Annotated in this window: 19 protein-coding genes; 4 read left to right on the forward strand and 15 right to left on the reverse strand. The window is 46.2% G+C overall.

Going from position 1 to position 19,126, the window contains the following annotated elements:
• Positions 1-3 precede the first annotated feature (3 nt).
• The 10 genes from EK374_RS21100 to EK374_RS18415 form a co-directional block, all read right to left on the reverse strand.
• Positions 4-696, reverse strand: a complete 693-nt coding sequence (locus tag EK374_RS21100) for a prepilin-type N-terminal cleavage/methylation domain-containing protein (protein WP_127025984.1) — start codon at positions 694-696, stop codon at positions 4-6.
• Positions 697-800: 104 nt separating this feature from the next.
• Complete coding sequence (locus tag EK374_RS18375; RefSeq protein WP_127025985.1) at positions 801-2,018, reverse strand: type II secretion system F family protein; 1,218 nt, start codon at positions 2,016-2,018, stop codon at positions 801-803.
• Positions 2,018-3,763: a GspE/PulE family protein gene (locus tag EK374_RS18380; protein ID WP_127025986.1), complete on the reverse strand. Its 1,746-nt coding sequence runs from the start codon at positions 3,761-3,763 to the stop codon at positions 2,018-2,020. The genes EK374_RS18375 and EK374_RS18380 overlap by 1 nt, the downstream gene beginning before the upstream one ends.
• Positions 3,764-3,767: 4 nt before the next feature.
• Complete coding sequence (locus EK374_RS18385; protein ID WP_127025987.1) at positions 3,768-5,015, reverse strand: tetratricopeptide repeat protein; 1,248 nt, start codon at positions 5,013-5,015, stop codon at positions 3,768-3,770.
• Positions 5,012-5,923, reverse strand: coding sequence for an ExeA family protein (locus EK374_RS18390; protein WP_233280280.1), 912 nt, complete (start codon positions 5,921-5,923; stop codon positions 5,012-5,014). Before EK374_RS18390 ends, EK374_RS18385 begins: the two co-directional genes overlap by 4 nt.
• A 2-nt stretch (positions 5,924-5,925) precedes the next feature.
• A complete protein-coding gene (gene mshL, locus EK374_RS18395; RefSeq protein ID WP_127025989.1) occupies positions 5,926-7,620 on the reverse strand; it encodes a pilus (MSHA type) biogenesis protein MshL in 1,695 nt (564 codons plus the stop codon).
• Positions 7,617-7,946, reverse strand: coding sequence for a hypothetical protein (locus EK374_RS18400; RefSeq protein ID WP_127025990.1), 330 nt, complete (start codon positions 7,944-7,946; stop codon positions 7,617-7,619). Before EK374_RS18400 ends, mshL begins: the two co-directional genes overlap by 4 nt.
• Positions 7,924-8,574, reverse strand: coding sequence for a hypothetical protein (locus EK374_RS18405; protein ID WP_127025991.1), 651 nt, complete (start codon positions 8,572-8,574; stop codon positions 7,924-7,926). Before EK374_RS18405 ends, EK374_RS18400 begins: the two co-directional genes overlap by 23 nt.
• Entirely contained in the window at positions 8,571-9,185 is a 615-nt protein-coding gene (locus EK374_RS18410; protein WP_127025992.1) for a PilN domain-containing protein, read from the reverse strand. The genes EK374_RS18405 and EK374_RS18410 overlap by 4 nt, the downstream gene beginning before the upstream one ends.
• On the reverse strand, positions 9,169-10,131 hold the full coding sequence (locus tag EK374_RS18415) for a hypothetical protein (RefSeq protein ID WP_127025993.1): 963 nt from the start codon (positions 10,129-10,131) through the stop codon (positions 9,169-9,171). Before EK374_RS18415 ends, EK374_RS18410 begins: the two co-directional genes overlap by 17 nt.
• A 104-nt stretch (positions 10,132-10,235) precedes the next feature.
• Between EK374_RS18415 and EK374_RS18420 the strand changes: the two genes are divergently transcribed.
• Entirely contained in the window at positions 10,236-11,150 is a 915-nt protein-coding gene (locus EK374_RS18420; protein WP_127025994.1) for a 1-aminocyclopropane-1-carboxylate deaminase/D-cysteine desulfhydrase, read from the forward strand.
• 9 nt (positions 11,151-11,159) lie between these two features.
• Here the strand turns inward: EK374_RS18420 and EK374_RS18425 are convergent, their stop codons facing one another.
• A complete protein-coding gene (locus tag EK374_RS18425; protein ID WP_127025995.1) occupies positions 11,160-12,968 on the reverse strand; it encodes an EAL domain-containing protein in 1,809 nt (602 codons plus the stop codon).
• A 169-nt stretch (positions 12,969-13,137) separates the two neighbouring features.
• Between EK374_RS18425 and EK374_RS18430 the strand changes: the two genes are divergently transcribed.
• Positions 13,138-13,605, forward strand: a complete 468-nt coding sequence (locus EK374_RS18430; protein ID WP_127025996.1) for a GNAT family N-acetyltransferase — start codon at positions 13,138-13,140, stop codon at positions 13,603-13,605.
• 3 nt (positions 13,606-13,608) lie between these two features.
• On the opposite strand, the gene EK374_RS18435 is transcribed toward EK374_RS18430, so the two are convergent.
• A complete protein-coding gene (locus EK374_RS18435; protein ID WP_127025997.1) occupies positions 13,609-14,310 on the reverse strand; it encodes a 2OG-Fe(II) oxygenase in 702 nt (233 codons plus the stop codon).
• An 18-nt stretch (positions 14,311-14,328) separates the two neighbouring features.
• Between EK374_RS18435 and EK374_RS18440 the strand changes: the two genes are divergently transcribed.
• Both EK374_RS18440 and ggt read left to right on the forward strand, forming a co-directional pair.
• Positions 14,329-14,727, forward strand: coding sequence for an acyl-CoA thioesterase (locus tag EK374_RS18440; RefSeq protein ID WP_127025998.1), 399 nt, complete (start codon positions 14,329-14,331; stop codon positions 14,725-14,727).
• Between the two features lie 84 nt (positions 14,728-14,811).
• Complete coding sequence (gene ggt, locus EK374_RS18445) at positions 14,812-16,524, forward strand: gamma-glutamyltransferase (RefSeq protein ID WP_127025999.1); 1,713 nt, start codon at positions 14,812-14,814, stop codon at positions 16,522-16,524.
• A 114-nt stretch (positions 16,525-16,638) separates the two neighbouring features.
• Here ggt and EK374_RS18450 read toward each other — a convergent pair whose 3' ends face one another.
• The 3 genes from EK374_RS18450 to EK374_RS18460 are packed head-to-tail and all read right to left on the reverse strand — an operon-like array spanning position 16,639 to position 19,126.
• Positions 16,639-17,394 carry an arylamine N-acetyltransferase family protein gene (locus EK374_RS18450; protein WP_127026000.1) on the reverse strand — a complete coding sequence of 252 codons (756 nt, stop codon included), beginning with the start codon at positions 17,392-17,394 and terminating at the stop codon, positions 16,639-16,641.
• 19 nt (positions 17,395-17,413) lie between these two features.
• Complete coding sequence (locus EK374_RS18455; RefSeq protein WP_127026001.1) at positions 17,414-17,740, reverse strand: DUF2288 domain-containing protein; 327 nt, start codon at positions 17,738-17,740, stop codon at positions 17,414-17,416.
• A gap of 36 nt (positions 17,741-17,776) precedes the next feature.
• Positions 17,777-19,126, reverse strand: coding sequence for a sigma 54-interacting transcriptional regulator (locus tag EK374_RS18460; RefSeq protein WP_127026002.1), 1,350 nt, complete (start codon positions 19,124-19,126; stop codon positions 17,777-17,779).

Consider the following 19,126-nt stretch of genomic DNA (forward strand, 5'->3'; position numbering starts at 1 on the left):
GTTTTACGGTTTATTACGTACCGCGTTCACTACACCAGTAGCGGGACTATACCAAAAATAGTTAAATGCAACAGAGGTCGGAATATTGTTTGTTGCCGTTGCTGGTGGTGTTGGCACAGCCGCATTGCCTGCCGTCTGAAAATAGAAACAAATGTTAGCAGCAGTACCAGTTCCTTCTACAACAACAAATTTATTTTGCGCTAAAGTAGCAGCTGTAGCACCAGTACCCACAATGGCTGCTGGCGGGTTTTGCAATAGCAGGTTAAACACTTCCAGGCAACGTGCTTCTGTCATGTTCGCTACTTGTGTGTTGTTGGCTGTACCGCTAACAACCGCTGCAGTTGCTGCAGTTGTGACACCGGCACTAGGGTAACCACGGGTGAAACCACCCAAAACCTGAGCTGTACTAGCGTCCACGCCCACTCTTCGGTTATCGATAGTTACAAAGGTCAGGTTGGCCTGGTTAGTACCAGTACTGCCACTGGCTGAAGAACCACTTGGACGACCAGCCACTTCCCATTGTCCGCGCACCAAGCCAACGCCAGTTGCAAAAGCACCTGTTACACCTTCCAACGAGGCATCCTCAGCATCATCCACAACGTCCAGAAACCGCGGCAAAGCAGTAGCTGCAAGTAAACCTAAAATTATCACTACAATGATAATTTCGATAATAGTGAAACCACTCTGTCGTCTCATTTTGTTAACTCCACATCTTTATTTGTTAGTATATCGCTAATTGTGCTTATTTTACTCACAATCTCTAAGTTGTCTTCTATTTTTTTCATTTTTACAAATATTTACTAACCACCTTTGTATGCATTCAACATATCCCACATTGGAGTAAAAATACCTAAAGCTAATATCAGCACCATGCCGGACACTATACAAATCAAAATAGGTTCTATCTTTGCGGTGAGTCCTTTCAAGTCGTATGCCACTTCTCGTTCATAAAAAGACGCAACTTCCGTCAACATATCGTCAACCTGACCTGTTTCTTCGCCCACAGCTAACATTTGGAGCACTAAAGGCGTAAATAATTCACTTTGCACCGAAACACGCAACAAGCTTTCGCCCCGTTCGATGTTTTTTCGCATATCACGGATCTTTTCCGCCATAAAGTCGTTATCCACCGCTTCTGCCACTAAAGTTAAAGCAGAGGTTAATGGCACACCAGCTCTTAACATCATCGAAAAGCTACGGCTAAAACGTCCTAAGCTTGCCCGCACTAAAATAGAACCCATCAGTGGCATTTTTAACTTCCAGTAACTCCACTGATAACGACCTTTATCTGTTTGTAAATATATCTTCAAAGCCCAGATAAATCCTATCAACACCGCTAACATCAATTCCCAGTAATTCACAAAAGAGTTCGAGCTGGCAAGCAGAACCTTGGTCGCCCAGGGCAGCTCGGTATTAAATTTGGCAAACATAGATGCAAACTGTGGGATCACCAGAACATTCATAATCACCATAGCTACGGTAATGGCGATCAGCACAAAGGTTGGGTAACGGGTGGCTTGTTTAATTTGCTTTTTCGTTTCCATTTCCTGCTCAAAATAGCCGGAAAGTTGTAAAAATGACTCGTCAAGGCGGCCGGTATTTTCGCCAACATGCACTAGAGAAACCACTAAGCGGCTAAATATTTTGGGATGCATGGTCATGGCCGCAGATAAAGTACGACCTTTTTCCAGTTGATCCGCTAAATCCAACAGTACAGTGTTCAAAGCATTAGAACTGGTGCTTTCTGCTAAGCCGACAATAGCGCGGATAATAGGAATACCGGCTTTCATCAGTGAGTACATCTGACGGGAGAATATAATCAACTCGGTCATGCTGACCCGTTGCCATGGCCAGACGATAGCGGCACCAGCCTGCTTCTCTTCCTGCAGTTGAATTTTGATCGGTATTTGACTGCGTTGCAGCAGCATATCGGCAGCGGCCGTTTCACTACTGGCTTCAATGCTGCCAGTGACCGCTTGACCTTGCCTGTCCCTTGCTGTGTAGCTGAAGGTAGCCATTAGAGAGGATCCAGCTCTGTGGTAATGATACTGACCGGCTCTTCCAGTTCAAGATACTCAGAAACCTTAATGACTTCTTCTATGCTGGTCAGCCCTTGCATCGCATAATCCAGCGCCATATCGCCCAAAGGCCTAAAGCCTTCGTTGTTGCGGGCTGCAATAGCAAAACCTTCAGCGTCACTGCGGCGCAGCGCATCAGCCAGCTCGCGGTTCATTACCAACAATTCAAACACACCTATACGGCCAGAATACCCCGTATGGTTGCAGTTCTGACACCCTTCACCACGCCAAAACTGTTGACTTGGTGTTATATGTTTATGTTGTAACCAGCTGATTTCAGACGAATCCGGCGTGTACGGCTTTTTGCAATGTGGGCATAAACGCCGAACCAGTCGCTGTGCCAGAATGGCCCGCAGTGCGCTGGCGACCAGATACTCGGCAGCGCCCATATCGATTAAACGCAAGGTACTGCTGATCGCATCATTGGTGTGCAAAGTCGACAACACCAAGTGACCAGTTAAAGCTCCACGTAAGCCAATTTCTGCGGTTTCCTGATCCCGCATCTCACCGACCATGATAATGTCTGGATCCTGACGCAAGCTGGTTCTTAATACATTACTGAAGGTCAGGCCAATTTTGTGATTCACCTGCACCTGATTAATACGGGGCAAACGGTATTCCACCGGATCTTCCACCGTAATAATTTTATTGCCTTCTTTGTTCAGCTCGCTGAGCATGCCGTACAAACTGGTGGTTTTACCCGAACCTGTAGGACCTGTGACCAAAATCATACCGTGAGGTGTTTTTAAGATACGGCGCAAACGTTTTAGCAGCGCATCCGGCATACCGGTTTGTTCCATCGTCAGCAAACCAGCTGATTGGTCCAATAAACGCATTACCACCGACTCGCCATATTGCACCGGCATAGTCGACATCCGCACATCTATAGTGCGGCCTTTAATTTTGATTTGAAAACGGCCATCCTGCGGCAAACGCTTTTCCGATATATCCAGCTGCGCCATCAGCTTTAAACGCAAAACCAAAGCCGGCACTATACTGACTTCTTTTAATACGTTTTCCTGCAACACACCGTCCACCCGCTGGCGGATCCTCAGCAGTTTTTCGTCCGGTTCGATATGAATATCCGAAGCCCTAACCTGCACAGCATCCTCAAAAATGGATTGCAGTAGTTTGACGATAGTGTTGTCGTTATCTGTTGGGTCGCTTAAAGCACCAAAATCAAGAATATCGGTTTCGGCGTACTCTTCTTTGAGCTGAGTGGCAAAACTTTCAATTTGTTTAGTGCGGCGGTACAAACGGTCAAAAGCGCTGATCAGTTGGCTTTCACGCACTATCGCAATAGAGATTTCTTTCGGCGCCAGCATAGGCGCTATCTGATCCAGCACAGACAAATCGGCAGGATCGCTCATGCCCAGCAAGACGGAGGTCCCTCTGTCTTCCAGCACTAAAGCGCGGAAACGACGGGCATGCACTTCTGGTAATAAGGCAACAGCTTTAGGGTCAATTTGCTGCGAGCTGATATCCAGCAAATCCACTTTGAGCTGTTGCGATAAAAACTGTAGTAACTGATCTTCAGTTAAAAACTGCATATCAATCAGGCTACTACCCAGCTTGCGGCCCGTTTTTTGCTGCTGTGCTAACGCTTGCTGCAATTGCTGCTCACTGATGATGTTTTCATGCACCAACAGATCACCAAGTCGCATTTTCAGTCTGGGTTTTAACATAAATTCACTCTAGCGCTGCTATGCGCTTTTTTACATAGTCCAGGCTGGCCGGAGATAAGCCAACCCCATTGACTGCCACCTGACGATACGCCAGTAATGCTTGTTCACTTTGTTGCATCGCATCATAACTTAATGCCATACCTAACCACCAACGCGCTTGTTCAGGTTGTTGCCGCGCCAGTTGTTGGAACACTTGCACGGATTGCGCATGCTGATTCGTTTTCTGCAAAGCAGCTGCTTTTAATGCATAAAAGTCTGTGTAATTAAAAATGTCAGGCTCGTCCTGCAAATAAGTCAGAGCTTTGGTCCAGTCTTGCTGCTTTAAAGCTAAAGCGGCCAGCGCCATTGACAGCTTTGGATCCTGCACTCCTGTCGCGCTGGCTTGTTCCAAAATTTGTACCGCTGCCGCATCATTACGCTGAAGCTGAGCCAAACGCGATAACTCTAAATAAGCCTCGCTGCCGGAAGGGTCGAGCTGACGTACTTGTTGCCAAAACTCCACAGCCCGATTTAAATTGCCTACCGATTCAGCCTTTTTTGCTTTTTGCAGCAGCAGCCCTTTTTGCTGCTCCGGGCTCAGTTGTACTTTTTCGATAGCCAAAGAGCGGGGTTTGTCCGAAACTGGCGGCTGGTCGCTCCAATCCGGCTCTACAGTCGTTTCCGAATCTGCGGCAAAGTCTCCGCTTTGATCAAATTCTGTAACCTGAACTTCGGCTGTGTCAGCTGAACCAGCTAACATTAGATCTGTACTTGCAGCTGGTTCAGGATCAGCTAAAACAACCTGCACAACACGCTCTTCGGCAACAGGTTGCTCCACAAAAGGTTTCAAACCTGATTCTGTAACTGCGGCTGGTTCTGCTGTCTTTTTCTTGCCAAGCTGAGCCGCCACCTCTGGTGACACACGGGTCGCGACTACATCCTGCAAGGTGATCGGTTCTTCTGCTAACTGCGCTGTAGAAAGACTTGTGACCGCCGCTAAGCTTTGAGCCTGTGGCACCAATTGTGTCACGGCAGCTAATGGATGAACCTGGCCTTTTTGCACTTCAGTTGCTGTTGCTGCTTGTTCTGTTTTGATGGAAAAACGTTCTTTATACCAGGCCTGACCGCACCAACCCGCTAATAACGCCAGAGGCACTGCCACCCACAATAACAGATATGATTTACGCTGTGGTTTGAAGCTGATAAAACCTCTGTGATGTTGCTGCTGTTGCTGCTTGTCTAAATCACGCAGCATTTTATTGATCACACTCATAACCACAACCCTCGAAAATGCCAGGCAGCTGCGGCGGCAATTACCAACAAAGAAACCAGCAAACCAATCACTATGGGATGAAGAGCAGATATAGTCTCATATACATCTTCGGTGTCTTTTGCGGCATAACGTAAATGTTTGGCATCCACCTGCAGCTTATTTTCGCCAAAAGCCAACATCAGACCTTTATGACTTAACACATTCACTAAGCGTGGGATCCCTCTGCTGTATTTCCAAATCGCTTTTAACGCACCGGGTGAGAACAATGGCTGTCGAACACCAGCAATATCGACGCGTGCATTGACATAGGCCTGAACTTCGTAATAAGACATGCCACGTAACAAATAAGAAAAACTAACGCGCTGACGCAACTGACGAAATTTATAGCTGGCCAGACGGGTATCGAGCTCGGGCTGACCAAACAACACCACTTGCAACAATTTACGTTGTTCAGTTTCGAGATTAGTTAATAAGCGTAAAGCTTCCAATGTTTCGTCTGGCAAAGCCTGAGCTTCATCGATGATCAACACTGCCCTTTTTTCCTGGCCTGCCAACACCACTAAATGTCGCTGTATTAATTGCACTAACTGTTGGCTATCAATAGTATCTGATTGTTTTAAGCCTAATTCGCAGGCCAAAGCCCAACGCAATTCCAGCGGAGATAAATAAGGATCTGGAATATATGCAATAACCCAATCGTCTGGCGCTTCATTCATTAGCTTGCGGCACAACATGGTTTTTCCTGTGCCCACTTCGCCTGTCACTTTGATAAAACCTTCGCCCACATTCAAAGCAGTGGTCAGCACTTCTAAGGCTTCATGGTGCTGGGGCAAATCTATATAAAACGCCGTATTTGGAGTCAGACTGAAAGGGGTTTGCTGTAAACCAAAGTGGCGTAAATACAACATAATCAGTTCTTCGGATACCATTGTTCAATCAAATCGGCTGACTGCTTCAGCTGTTGCTGCATAGCATTACCGGACGAGACCGTAGGTTTGATCAGAATAATCAATTCCTTTTTCCGCTCCACTTTGCTTATGTTAGTAAACAACTTGCCCAATAAAGGCACTGAGCCAAGCACTGGTACTTTGGATTCATTGTCACTTATAGTCGATTGCATTAATCCGCCAATCACCACGATTTCCCCATTGCGGGCTTTAATTATGGTATCTGATTCGCGGATATTGGTTTGAGCTGAAGGCAGGGAGTAAGGTGCCTGGCCTGAAACACTGATCGATTTTGACAACTCGGTGGTCTCAGACACAGATGGATGCACATGCAATATGACATCACCTTCGACATTAATCTGGGGCGTTACATCCAACGCAATACCTGAGAAAAACGGCTCCAGCGTAGGGATAGGTACATCAATGTTGGTCACACCACCGTTGTTGTTGCCTGTGACGCTGGAACTGCTGTTTACTCCTGTCACATAATATTCGTCCGAGCCTACTTTAATCACGGCTTTCTGATTGTTAATGGCGGTGACTCGAGGGCTTGACAGCACCTGCGCATTGCCTTGGGTTTCCAACAGGTTAATTACACCGCTAAAATCATCACCCTCAAAGCCTATTCTGCCTAATCCGCCTACCTGAGCAGTGATGTTATTACCGAGACTAAAAGTATTATTGCTGAAATTAATATCAGTGGACCCTATAGTGCCGGCAATTTTGGTCCAGTTAATACCTTGTTGGTAGTCATCATTTAAGGTCACTTCGATAATTTTTACTTCCAGTATTACCTGACGCTGCAAACTCTCCTCAGTCTGGCCCAGATAAGCCCGCACAGCTTCGATCTCCGAAGGTAAACCCCGTACTGTGACTAAACCTGCCTGAGGGCTGATAACTACAGTCCTATCAGGTCCTGCGCCCATCACACCTGTGATTGCTTCTTTTAGATCTTTCCAGAAATCAGTCTGGCTGGAACTCTGTACCGAACTGCCATTTCCCTGTCCCCCCTGATTATTCTGATTGCCATTCTGACCGTTATTATTTTGATTGGAGTTCTGGCCATTATTCTGACTATTACTCTGGTTACTCCCACCCGAATTACTACCGCTGCCGCCATTTTGTGATGACGATATACCGCCTGCAGTGACTGAAATGGAGGAACTACCTGAACGCTGCATCAGTAGATAGTTTACTGGTATTGTTTCTGTGCGCAGACCGCCAGGCATGATTTTGTATATGGAGCCGACCTGCTGAATATGATAACCATACAGCTGCTCAACCACCGCAAAAGCTTCGTTTAACGTCACTTGTTTTAAATCCAGCGTGATCTGTCCCGACACGGCAGGATGAATCGCAACACTGTAATCTGTATCTGCAACCAGCGAAGTAAAGAAATCTGCTATATCTACATTTGCTGCAGCCACATTAAAACGTGGCTGCATCGACTGGCCTTGTTGCATGGGTGCAGCTAAAGCTAACAAGTCTTGAGTGACGCTATCAGGCACAACAGGTGCAGCAGGTTTTGACTGGTTCTGCGACTCAGCCAAAGCAGCTTGCGCCTGTTGCGGCACTTTAGTTTCCTGCAAGCCCTGACAAGCAGCTAAACTGAGGCTGATGAAAGCTAATGTAAAATAGTTTTTCTTAAAATAATTCATCGAGTTTTCATCGCTTTAAACAAACTTAAGGTTAAACGTTCATTCTCTCGCTGTAACACCACCTGCTTGTGATTAATGCTCAGCACTTTATAGCCATCAATTTCATCACCTTGCTTCACTGATTGGCCATTAATAAACGCCATATGTTGTCCCTGCACAGTTTTGATCAGACCCAATTTGAATTTCGCATCCAGGTCCACTGGTTCCGGCTCTGCAGCCGTACTTACAGACACAGCTATGGCTATATCAGGTTTGGTTGGGTCTGAAGCCGCATGCACAGTAAGGCTCAGCACCAAACAGAGGCTACAACTTAATATAACTTTCATTGTCACTCACAGTCAGTAAATGCAAAGTCAGCTCTGCATCAGGGTATTCAGTTACTTTATAGTCAACACTTTGCCAACCCAACGACCAGGGCAACGTATCAAGCCGTTCCAGCACAGCCGTTAGTGCAAAATAATTACCTGTTAAGATTACAACTGTAGAGTGTTGATAAATAACCGCTTTATTATCTGTACCCTGCTCTGAAAAGGTTAAAGGAACAGGCGGATTGGCAATCACTGATTTCATTTTTACATTATTGCTACTTTTTAGCACATCTTGCAGCACAGACGCCATGCGTTCCGAACCTATGAAGTAGCTGGTCAGTTTAGAAATTTGTTGCTGCAAATCCTGTTCCTGATGTCGCAGGCTTTGCAGTTCGAGTTTGTAATTGGCATCAATATCAATCCCTGCTTGTTGCTGCAACGTCGTCAGGGTCGTGTTTTGCTGTTGCAACATCGCTGTGGCACTGGCTATTTGCTGATCGGCTTTTTTCAGCTCTTCAAAAGCAGGCACCAGGAGCTGTAGCATAAAAAGCCACAAAGATAACAACAATGCTCCAGCCAGAGCTGTGTACTTTTCCCGTTCTTGTAGCGCACTGAAGCGATCAGACATCTGCTGCCAGGCACTCATGGTTTAGCCTCCGCAGACGCAGCACCAGCGGCAGAAGATGTAACTTTAAAAGCCAACGCTTCGGTATTTTCCACTTGTTTAATTTCAAACTGAGAAAAGGTATGGCCGGTGAAAAATGCAGTACCACTTAACTGATTCAACCATTTTGGCAAAAGTTCAGGTTCAGTAACATAACCACTGAATTGGCTGGAGCTGGCATTTAAACTAAAGCCATCCAACCAAAATCCTTCTGGATCTATGCTCGCAAGGTACTTAAATACCGGAGAATACTTTACAGAAGTTTTTAACTGCTCACCTTGCACAAATTGCAGCAACTTTTGCTTTTGCCTGATGATCTGACTTAAATCCGTGTGCTGTCTGACCAATTCAGCTGAAGGCTGACGATTGCCGACTGTGGCCTGCAACTGAGCTAACTGTTGTTCCTGAGCTTTGACCTGCTGCTGTAATACAGCTAACTCAGCTTGTTTCGAATCGGCTTGTGTATTCATGATCAAACCCATAGCCATCAATACAGCACAAAGTCCAAAGGTGCTGCTGACCAAAAGCTTTAAACTGATTTTTTCTTTAACAGGTTGCAGCGCCTGTACATAAAGGTTAACCCGCAGCTTCAAGGTTCACCTCCCGTTGCGCGCACAGAGGTTCAATAGCACCGGCCAATGCCAGCCAATACAGACTAAACTGCTCAGCTGACATCTGCACACCAGCGTCTTTTGCTGATATTGCAAACACCTGAGAAAATCCATTTTGCACAAACAATTGCACCACACCACTCTGATTTGAATTTGCTAACAACAACGCAATTTCTTTCACCGGAGCTTGTTTGAGCTGTCCTTCGAAATAATCAATGGATCGCTGCAGCTCCAACAATAAATTATCAAATACGCCTTGCTGCATTTCATCCAGACTGTATTGATCCAGACGATTAAACCCACGCAAACGACGGGAGAAACACAGATTGCCTTGTTGCAATATCTGTACGGCAAGCTCCTGACCACTCTGGTGCGACACCAGCATCAATGCCTGACTCTTAGCGGGTAATAAATTTCGTGCTAACCATTCTTCCGGCTGAATGCCCTGCAGTTGTAGTTTATTTTGTGTAAACAAAGCCACAATATCAGCTAACCAGCTTTTGGAACTGACCACAACATTCACTTTGATGCCATGTAACTGGTTTTGCAATGGTAAATCCAGATAGTCCAGTACCATGTCATCATCAGGCAATGTAACTAAGTCTTTGATGGTCCAGGGTAATGCTAGTGAGATTTCTTCATCAGGTACAGCGGGTTTATCAATTTGCAATACCATATAACGTTCAGGCGGGATCACTAAAGTGCACTGACAATCAGGCGGTAATTTTGCGGCTATTGTCTTAAAAGCTGCTGATAATTGTGCCGCAGAACCAAACTGCTCCAAGAACATTTGGTCGACCCTATGCTCTGTTGCAGATTGCTGAGTGACCACAACAACCTTTAAACTATTGGCAGACAAATGAATTCCAGCAAATACATTGCTGGAGTTCTTGGTGAATTTTAATTGCGCCAATAGCTTTGTTAACATAACGGCAAACACTACCTACTATTATTTCTAAATTATTGTAACTCTAAACTACCACAAAAAACGATAAAAATGATAAAAATTTTATTCCAGATTTACAACAGATAATGAAACTAAGCTCTTATTTACAGTGGCAAAACTTGCAACATCCTGTTCTGACTGACAATCAGACGGAACTTTGGCTGCGTTACGCGCCCAGTAACAATCCGGACATATCCGGAAATAAATTGTTGAAACTAAAATACCAGCTGAAACAGGCGCTGCAACAAAAATATCCTGGCTTGCTAACCTTTGGTGGGGCATTTTCCAATCATTTGGTCGCAACTGCAGCTGCAGCCAGCGAAAACAACCTGAAAAGTGTGGGCATAGTGCGGGGCGAAGATGCAGATTTGAACAATCCTACTCTGGCTTTATGTCAGTCTTATGGCATGCAACTACTTCGGGTCAGCAGAAGTTATTATCAGGGCCGTCACTTGCCACAAGTGCTGCAGCAACTCAGTACAGAATTTCCAGGTTACCTGCACATTCCTGAAGGAGGTACCTGTGAGGCTGCTGTGCGTGGAGTCAGTGAACTGGATATGCGTAATACCCCTAATGGCCCTGCCTCTTTGTTAATCTGTGCTGTTGGTAGTGGTGGCACTATAGCAGGTTTGATCCGGGGCTCTGAAGCGACTGCTGTGCTGGGTATTGCCGTAGTTAAAGATCAAAGTTTGCCGGATAAGATCAAACAGTTTTTGCCTGCTGACCGCAACTGGCCACAGTGGCAATTACGACAAGCTTTGCATCAACCTCGTTATGGTCGGTTTGATCAACAGTTGTGGCAATTTTGCCAGTCTTTTGCTGAACAAGGTGTACAACTAGAACCTGTCTACACAGGCAAAGCTCTGTACTCTGTATTTGAGTTAATTAAAGCGGGTGAGATCCCTAAAGGCAGCCGCCTGAGCTTTTTCCATACAGGCGGACTACAAGGATTAAAAGGACTGGCTTACAGAGGCCTGATTCAGACCGCGGATCTTAAGTAATTAAAAGTGCTAGTCCGACAACTGGTTTTGAGCAATAAGACGGGCCAGCGGCTGGCTGAAATAATAGCCCTGTGCGCCTACAACACCCAATTTTTTCAGGCACTGCCATTCAGGGTCTTGCTCTACCCCGGTCGCAATGACTTTAATGTCTTTGCCAACACACGAAGCCAATAAGCCACGAATAAATAGTTGTTGCTCCAGTTGATGATCAATACCCCGTACTACAGCAGGGTGAATTTTTAACATTCGTATAGGCAATTCATCAGTATAAGGTGTGGCATCCAGACTCAATCCAACATGATCTACGATCAACTCGAAGCCCCACTGATGCAGTTGCTGCAGTTTAGGTTTCAGGCTCTTGTACTGTTTAATTAAGTGATGTTCATGAAATTCCAAAGCCAGATCCTTAGCCACTATAGTTCCATTGCCAACCTGTTGCTGCAGCCAATGCCACCAGCCTTCATCCAGCAAAGATTGAGTGTTTAAGTTCACACTGCAACGGCAATGCTCCAGTGCTTCGGTTTCACTGAGTTTGGCCACTTTGATCAATACATATTGATCAATGGCGCTCACCAGACCGCAGTTTGCAGCCATGGGCAAAAACAATGCAGCAGCCAATTTGTCACCATCGCTGCTGGCAAGGCGCACCAATACTTCATGTTGCAATACATCATTATCCTGCCAGGAAAACACCGGTTGAAAACTCAGTAAAAATCGATTTTCTTTCAAAGCGTTGTGTAATTCAGTGCGCCACCAGACTGAACCTTTAATTTTTGGCTTTTGTGGATCATTAAAGCCATAAGCAGCATTAGGTCCCTGCAACTGAGCCGTTTTTAATGCCATATCGGCTTCTGCCATTAACTGGTAGGAACTTTGCCCTTGCTGGTACAACACAAAACCTATATGGACTAGATCAAAATCCTGGCAGTCCTCAAAAAAGTTGGCCTGGCTCAATACTTGCGCCATACGGTCACCCAATTGTTCAGCCTCTTTTCCGGTTAAACCAGGGATCAATAAAACCAGGTCGTTATCTGCCAGCCTTGCCATAACCGCATCGGACCAACCTGATGCCAATTCAGCAATAAGCTCAACGCAACCTCTTAAACGCTGCAACTTAATCAGATTAGTAAGATGGGGTTCAGGGTGCGATAACTGAACTAAAAACACAGCGCCACTCGCTACTTCTGTGCTTTCAGTTAAATAATGATTTAAGCGACTTTCAAAAAACACTCTGTTGCCTATCGCCAGCTCGTGATCGACCAAGCCCTGTACCCGCACCAATTGACGAATTTCGCTATCGCGTTTTTGCCAGTTTTGCAGCTTTAATAAAACCCGCTGCAACTGAGTTGCAGGGTTGGTTTCGCGATGAAAGGGCAACTCTAAGTGAGTAAGGAGCAATTGAGTTTGCTGTTCCAACTGCTGTAGTTCCTGCCTGAATTGCTGCTGATAAGAACGGATCCATAGCAACCACGCCAGCCAGATCACAAATGGCAGGTTTAACATCAGATAAGAGAGTGCACTCCAGCTTTGCACCAAATCTGGAGAGATGTGTAACACCGGATTAGAGCCATCCAAAGCGACAAAATCCGCAGCTGTTGCAGGCGGGTTGGATAAAAGCTTTAGCTGACCTTGTTCACTGACAAGCCAGGACTGTTGTTGCAGCGGTTGCAAAACAAGCCATTGCTGCCATTGCTGCTGGCGCTGCTGTAGTTGTAACTGTCCAATACTATAAAAGCTGGTATTGACCAACAATAATACCAACACACTAAGCAACTGCTGCCAATGGCGTTTCTTTTTAACTATCTGGCTTAACCACATTACAACTCCTGTTGTCCCGTTCAAACCTATCCGATAAGTGTGAGTCAAGTTTAGCCACTATGCCTATTTTTTTGTTGTGCTTTTCACTCACCAGTTACGACCAGACAAAACGACTGTGATTTTGATATAGTAAAACCAAAATCACTAAAAAAATGAACAGGACTGACGGATGGAATGGCAAGTAGCAGGCTTTAATCAACTGGATTCGTACACCGTGTATGCCATGCTGCAATTGCGGGTAGACGTATTTGTAGTTGAACAAAACTGTCCTTATCCGGAGTTGGACAACAAAGATTTACACCCACAAACCCGGCATATTCTGCTGAAGAAAGGCGACAAAATTCTCGCTTACGCCCGTGTGCTGGCACCAGGTGTCAGTTATGAAAACAGCCCGGCTTTAGGCCGTATTTGTGTATCTCAAACTGCACGTCGACTCGCCTTAGGTCGGGGGTTAGTAGATAAAGCTCTGGATGTCGCGGGCAGTTGTTGGCCTGATATGGAGATCCGTATTTCCGCTCAGTGTTACCTGCAACGCTTTTACGAATCTTTTGGTTTTATCGCCTGCAGTGAACCTTATCTGGAAGACGATATTCCGCATCTGGAAATGGCTCGTCCCGTTGCACCTTTAAGTGCATAAGGCTTACGCCTTGGTGCTGTATAGCTGTTCAGCTCTGTTAAACAGCACCCAACTGGTTAGTATGTATTTGTCAGATGATATTGGCACACAACCTCTGTGGGTATGAGTAAAGTAAGCCGGAGCTATCACCATGCGTCCGGCTTTAGGTTGAATCGCTTTATTCTGGTAATAAAACTCAGTCTGGCCACCTTCTGCCACATCATTTAAATAAAACATAAACAGCAAAGTACGATGCAATGGCTCATTGTTCGGCAACTGCGGGTACACCTCTGAGTGCCAGTAGCCATAATTGCCTTTGCCTTGCTGGTATTTTTGCATCTGAATAGGCCCAAGCCGGTATAAGGTACGCATAAAGTTGTCCGCCTGCGGTGCTCCCAGTTGCTGATAATTATCCGCAGTGACCGTCACCATTCGGTTTTCAGAAGGGTGCGGCACTGTCATGCTGACAGGGCCAATCAGCGCAAAATGGTACTTCCTAAAATACTGCGCCACATAACTGGTGGTGTACTTAATAATCTCACTCAGAGCTGGGTGATAGTCCTGATACTGATTTAAATACAAGTCAGTGCTTAATTTTTTACTGGTATCAACTCCACCGCCAGTGCGCCCTGCTGTCGTATGAGGGCTCTGCTCAAATAGCCTGATCAGTTGCTGACAAAACTCCGCCGGTAATACATCATCATAAACTTCAATAAAATCATTCATAGTTTTTAGGTTATTGTTATGTTTAAAGAAATTATTCAGCCTCGTTTTAACGAGACAGACGCTTTAGGTCATATCAACAATACAGTGCTGACGCAGTGGTTTGAAGGGGCAAGGGATCCTATATTCAAATTATTTACACCTGATCTCGACACCAGACAGTGGCGATTAATACTCGCCAGTATCCAGGTGCAATTTAAAGCCGAACTGTTTTATGGCGTGCCGGTTGAATTACGTACCGGGATCAGCATGGTTGGTAACAGTTCGTTTGAAGTGCATCAAGAGGCCTGGCAAAAGGATCAGTGCTGCGCTTTGGGTAAAGCTGTGTTAGTGCAATACGACTTTGTCGCTAAACAAAAACTGTTGCTGAACACAGAACAAAAAGCAGCCTTAACCGAACATCTGGTTTCAGCCAGCTAATTCGGGCTTTGGTCGCTTGCCACTGGTAATTTCAGCAGGCACTGATTAGTTTGATGACTCCTGTATTTCAGAGGCACAACCAGAATGAAAAAAATCTTACTCTGCAGCTTTATAGCGTTATCCCCTCAACTGATGGCGTATGACCGTATCACAGGCGCTGATTTTGCCAGCCGCTCCGAAGTGATAGCGCCGCATGCCATGGCCGCTACCAGCCAGCCATTAGCCACTCAAATTGCTTTGGATATTATGAAACAAGGTGGCACAGCAGTAGATGCTGCTATTGCTGCCAATGCTGCTTTAGGCCTGATGGAACCCACAGGCAACGGTATAGGTGGTGATTTGTACGCCATTATCTGGGACGGTAAAACCAATAAAATTTATGGCCTCAATGCTTCAGGCCGCTCACCTAAAGGCTTAACTCATAAACAACTGGCCAAAGAGCTGAAAAAGCTCGGCCGTGAAGACTTGCCACCTTATGGCATGCTCCCCATCAGCGTACCTGGCGCAGTAGATGGCTGGTTTGAGATGCACCAGAAGTTTGGCAAATTGCCTATGACGCAAATTCTGCAACCTGCCATTACTTATGCCGAACAAGGTTTTCCAGTCAGCGAGCTGATCGCTTACTACTGGGATAGATCAGTACCCAAGCTCAAAGATCAGCCGGGTGATTTTGTCGGTACTTTTACCATCAATGGCAAAGCACCAGCTAAAGGCGAGATGTTTAAAAACCCAGACTTAGCTGCCACATATAAAGCCATAGCTACGGGCGGTCGTGATGCTTTTTACAAAGGCGACATTGCCAAAAGTATCGATGGCTTTATGAAAGCCAATGGCGGTTATCTGCGTTATGAAGATTTTGCCAGCCATAAATCGGATTGGGTAGAACCTGTATCCGTAAACTACCGTGGTTATGATGTCTGGGAATTACCGCCAAATGGTCAGGGCATAGCAGCTTTGCAGATGCTGCAAATTCTGAAAAACTTCGACTTAAAAGCTATGGGTTACAACAGTGTTGAAAGTATTCACACCTTAGTGGAAGCAAAAAAACTAGCCTTTGAAGACAGAGCCAAGTTTTATGCCGACACCGATTTTAACAAGCTGCCCATCAAAGGCCTGATTTCTGAGGCTTATGGTAAAGAGCGCGCTAAATTAATTGGAGCTAATGCCGCTCAGCGTGTGGATGCAGGCAATCCAGCAGCCTATGAAGGCGATACCATTTATATGACCACAGCCGACAACGACGGCACTATGGTGTCACTGATCCAAAGTAACTACCGTGGCATGGGTTCAGGTGTGGTAGCGCCCGGTACTGGTTTTGGTTTCCAGGACAGAGGCCAGATGTTTTCTATGGATCAAAAACACGCCAATGCTTACGAGCCTGGCAAACGCCCATTCCAGACTATTATTCCAGCCTTTATCAGTAAAGACGGCAAACCTTTGACCAGCTTTGGTGTGATGGGCGGTGCTATGCAGCCTCAGGGCCATGTGCAGATTGTCGTCAATATGGTGGATTACGGCATGAACCTGCAGGAAGCAGGAGATGCAGCGCGCTGGCAACATCTGGGCAGCACTGAGCCTACCGATCCACAGGCTACTTATTTAACCAATGGTGGTTATGTTCAGTTGGAAAAAGGTGTGCCTTATGAAACAGCCCGTGAGCTGATGAAAAAAGGCCATGATGTGCGTTACGCTTTGGGTGAGTTTGGTGGCTATCAGGCCATTATGAAAGACCCTAAAACCGGCGTTTATTACGGTGCTTCTGAATCCCGTAAAGACGGCCAGGCCGCAGGGTATTAGCTTTTTAAATTGAGCTTAGCGGTATTATAAGACGGACGGGTATTGTAGGGGCTGGGCTTGTCCCAGCCCCTACAATACCCGTCCCTACGTTGCCGCCTCGTTGCAACTCCAATTTTACTGCAACAACTGATTTAGTGTTTCTTCCCGCTGTTGTGCACTTAACTGCTGCACTTGGGTGCCATCAGCACGTATTTGTTTTAGCTGGTCTCCCAGCAGGATATCGCGGCCTTGTTCGTGATGTTTAATCACCAATAACTTCTGCACAAAAATGGTATCCGGATGAGTGCTATTGAGGTAGTTGGCTGGCATAAAATCCACCCACTCACTGGCATAAGGCTCAAAACCAAACTGACTTAACCACTGACCATCGACCCAGGCTTGCACCACATAAGCACCACTTTGTTCTGTGGTTAAACGGAACTGATCAAAGTCTTGTTGCTGCACTTGTTCTAATGACGATAAAGCGATAGGAGCCCGAATACCGTAGCTGCCAAAACCTAAGTCACAAATCCAGTCTTCTCCATCGGCTTCCACCAGCAATACCATATGAGTTTTAGGCCGGCGCACCGGGTAAAACATAGGACGACAGGCAACAAACTTATAGCTGAAACCTAAAGCCTGCAAAGCCATGGCAAAGAGGCCATTGACCTCATAACAATAACCGCCGCGGCCTTGTCCAATGATTTTATCTACTATCTGTTCCAGCACTAACGAAACTATCTTGCCGGCCTGCACATCCAGGTTTTCAAAGGCAACACTAAAGAGCTGAGCTCGCATCAGCTTGGTTAAGGTTTCAGCATTGCGATCTAAAGAGCCTGTATAACCAATACGTTTCAGGTAAGAGGCTAACTGGAAATTTTCTGCGTACATAAAGCATTGACCTGCGTAATTAATGAGTGGATGAACCGGCTTTGTCCTGCACTAAAATCCAGGGAGAAATCACTACGGCCCAAAGTTCGGCCTTTTGCTCAACCCACAGCTGGGCCTGACTATCGCCTACTCTGTCGACTAAACCAGCCTGTAGCCAGCTCTGCACTGCAGTTTTGTCATCCTGACTAAAAGCAAAAGCCACCTCCACTAAATCCAGTTCAGCGGAGACCTGAATCACGGAACCTGCAGCATAAAACTTTTGCAGCTCCAGCCAGTTAATACGGGCTGTTTCGCTGATGATTTTGGCTTTGAGTACATCGGGTTCTACTTCAAAATTCTCGTGCATCGATTTATCTCTTCACTGTTCTAACTCGTCGCTTTGCTATTCTAATTCATCGCTTTGCTCTGACACCTGAGCTGCGCTGAGTTCATGTTTTTTCAGTAGTTTATGAAAGTCTGTTCTGTTGCGCCCGGCAAGTTCAGCAGCCCGGGTGACATTACCTTCAGCCATTTTTAACACCCAGATTAAATACTGGCGTTCAAACTGATCACGGGCTTCACTTAAAGTCGGCCAGAAACTACGGTTTTGTGAAAGCGCCTGTTCGACCAAAGCCACACTCAGCACAGGGCTTTGGGTTAAGGCCACACATTGCTCTACCACGTTGACCAATTGACGCACGTTGCCTGGCCACTGCGCTGTCACCAGTGCCTGCATCGCGTCTTCAGAAAAGCGGTTCACCTGCACACCATGGCGCTCCGCATTTAGCTGCAAGACGTGACGGGCCAATAGCGGAATATCTTCCGCTCTTTCTCTTAAGGTTGGCAACTGCAAATTCACCACGTTTAAGCGGTAATACAAATCTTCGCGGAAGCTCTGTTCCTGCATCGCCTGTTTTAAATCACGGTGTGTTGCCGACAACACCCGCACATCTATGGCAATAGTCTTAGTGCTACCCACAGGGCGGATTTGCCGCTCCTGCAAAGCCCGCAATAACTTCACCTGCAATGGCATCGGCATATCACCAATTTCATCGAGGAACAAAGTGCCGCCGTCGGCTTCGCGGAATAAACCCAAGTGCTCTGTCACTGCGCCGGTAAAAGCCCCTTTGGTGTGACCAAAAAGCTCAGATTCCAACAAATGCTCAGGTAAAGCACCACAGTTAATAGCGACAAAATGGCCTTTAGCCCTTGGACTGGCTTTATGAATGGCTTTGGCCAGCATTTCTTTACCTGTACCGCTGGCACCAGTGATTAATACGCTGACATCCCGCTGCGCTACTCTGTAGGCCTGATCCAGCACCTGCTCCATCACTTTGCTGCGGGTAATAATATCAGTGCGCCACTCATCTTTGCTTGGCACATGGGACTGATGCACAGCCTGAGCCAAAATGTCGCGCAAATCGTTATTATTCAAAGGCTTAGTTAGAAAACCAAAGACACCACGCTGAGTGGCAGCCACGGCTTCAGGAATAGAACCGTGCGCTGTCATCAAGACTACAGGTAAACCAGCATGGCGCTTGGCGATTTCATCAAACAAAGCCATGCCGTCTAAACCCGGCATACGCAAATCACTCAGCACTACATCGACTTTATTTTTACCCAGCAGCACTAGCGCTGTTTCAGCGCAATCCGCACTGATCACTTGATAACCTTCACCTTCCAGACGCAGCGTTAGTAAACGTAATAAGCTGGGATCATCATCCACCAGCAATAACCGGGCGCCATTGCTCAT

It is taken from the genome of Rheinheimera mangrovi (genome assembly GCF_003990335.1).
GTDB classification, from domain to species: Bacteria; Pseudomonadota; Gammaproteobacteria; order Enterobacterales; family Alteromonadaceae; genus Pararheinheimera; species Pararheinheimera mangrovi.

Coding starts and splice junctions, on each gene's coding strand:
- mshL (WP_127025989.1), bottom strand. CDS start 7,620: ATGAATTATTTTAAGAAAAACTATTTTACATTAGCTTTCATCAGCCTC.
- EK374_RS18460 (WP_127026002.1), bottom strand. CDS start 19,126: ATGAGCAATGGCGCCCGGTTATTGCTGGTGGATGATGATCCCAGCTTA.
- EK374_RS18390 (WP_233280280.1), bottom strand. CDS start 5,923: ATGTTGTATTTACGCCACTTTGGTTTACAGCAAACCCCTTTCAGTCTG.
- EK374_RS18405 (WP_127025991.1), bottom strand. CDS start 8,574: ATGAGTGCCTGGCAGCAGATGTCTGATCGCTTCAGTGCGCTACAAGAA.
- EK374_RS18450 (WP_127026000.1), bottom strand. CDS start 17,394: ATGTACGCAGAAAATTTCCAGTTAGCCTCTTACCTGAAACGTATTGGT.
- EK374_RS18420 (WP_127025994.1), top strand. CDS start 10,236: ATGAAACTAAGCTCTTATTTACAGTGGCAAAACTTGCAACATCCTGTT.
- EK374_RS18375 (WP_127025985.1), bottom strand. CDS start 2,018: ATGGCTACCTTCAGCTACACAGCAAGGGACAGGCAAGGTCAAGCGGTC.
- EK374_RS18425 (WP_127025995.1), bottom strand. CDS start 12,968: ATGTGGTTAAGCCAGATAGTTAAAAAGAAACGCCATTGGCAGCAGTTG.
- ggt (WP_127025999.1), top strand. CDS start 14,812: ATGAAAAAAATCTTACTCTGCAGCTTTATAGCGTTATCCCCTCAACTG.
- EK374_RS18430 (WP_127025996.1), top strand. CDS start 13,138: ATGGAATGGCAAGTAGCAGGCTTTAATCAACTGGATTCGTACACCGTG.
- EK374_RS18385 (WP_127025987.1), bottom strand. CDS start 5,015: ATGAGTGTGATCAATAAAATGCTGCGTGATTTAGACAAGCAGCAACAG.
- EK374_RS18380 (WP_127025986.1), bottom strand. CDS start 3,763: ATGTTAAAACCCAGACTGAAAATGCGACTTGGTGATCTGTTGGTGCAT.
- EK374_RS18440 (WP_127025998.1), top strand. CDS start 14,329: ATGTTTAAAGAAATTATTCAGCCTCGTTTTAACGAGACAGACGCTTTA.
- EK374_RS18400 (WP_127025990.1), bottom strand. CDS start 7,946: ATGAAAGTTATATTAAGTTGTAGCCTCTGTTTGGTGCTGAGCCTTACT.
- EK374_RS18415 (WP_127025993.1), bottom strand. CDS start 10,131: ATGTTAACAAAGCTATTGGCGCAATTAAAATTCACCAAGAACTCCAGC.
- EK374_RS18455 (WP_127026001.1), bottom strand. CDS start 17,740: ATGCACGAGAATTTTGAAGTAGAACCCGATGTACTCAAAGCCAAAATC.
- EK374_RS18435 (WP_127025997.1), bottom strand. CDS start 14,310: ATGAATGATTTTATTGAAGTTTATGATGATGTATTACCGGCGGAGTTT.
- EK374_RS21100 (WP_127025984.1), bottom strand. CDS start 696: ATGAGACGACAGAGTGGTTTCACTATTATCGAAATTATCATTGTAGTG.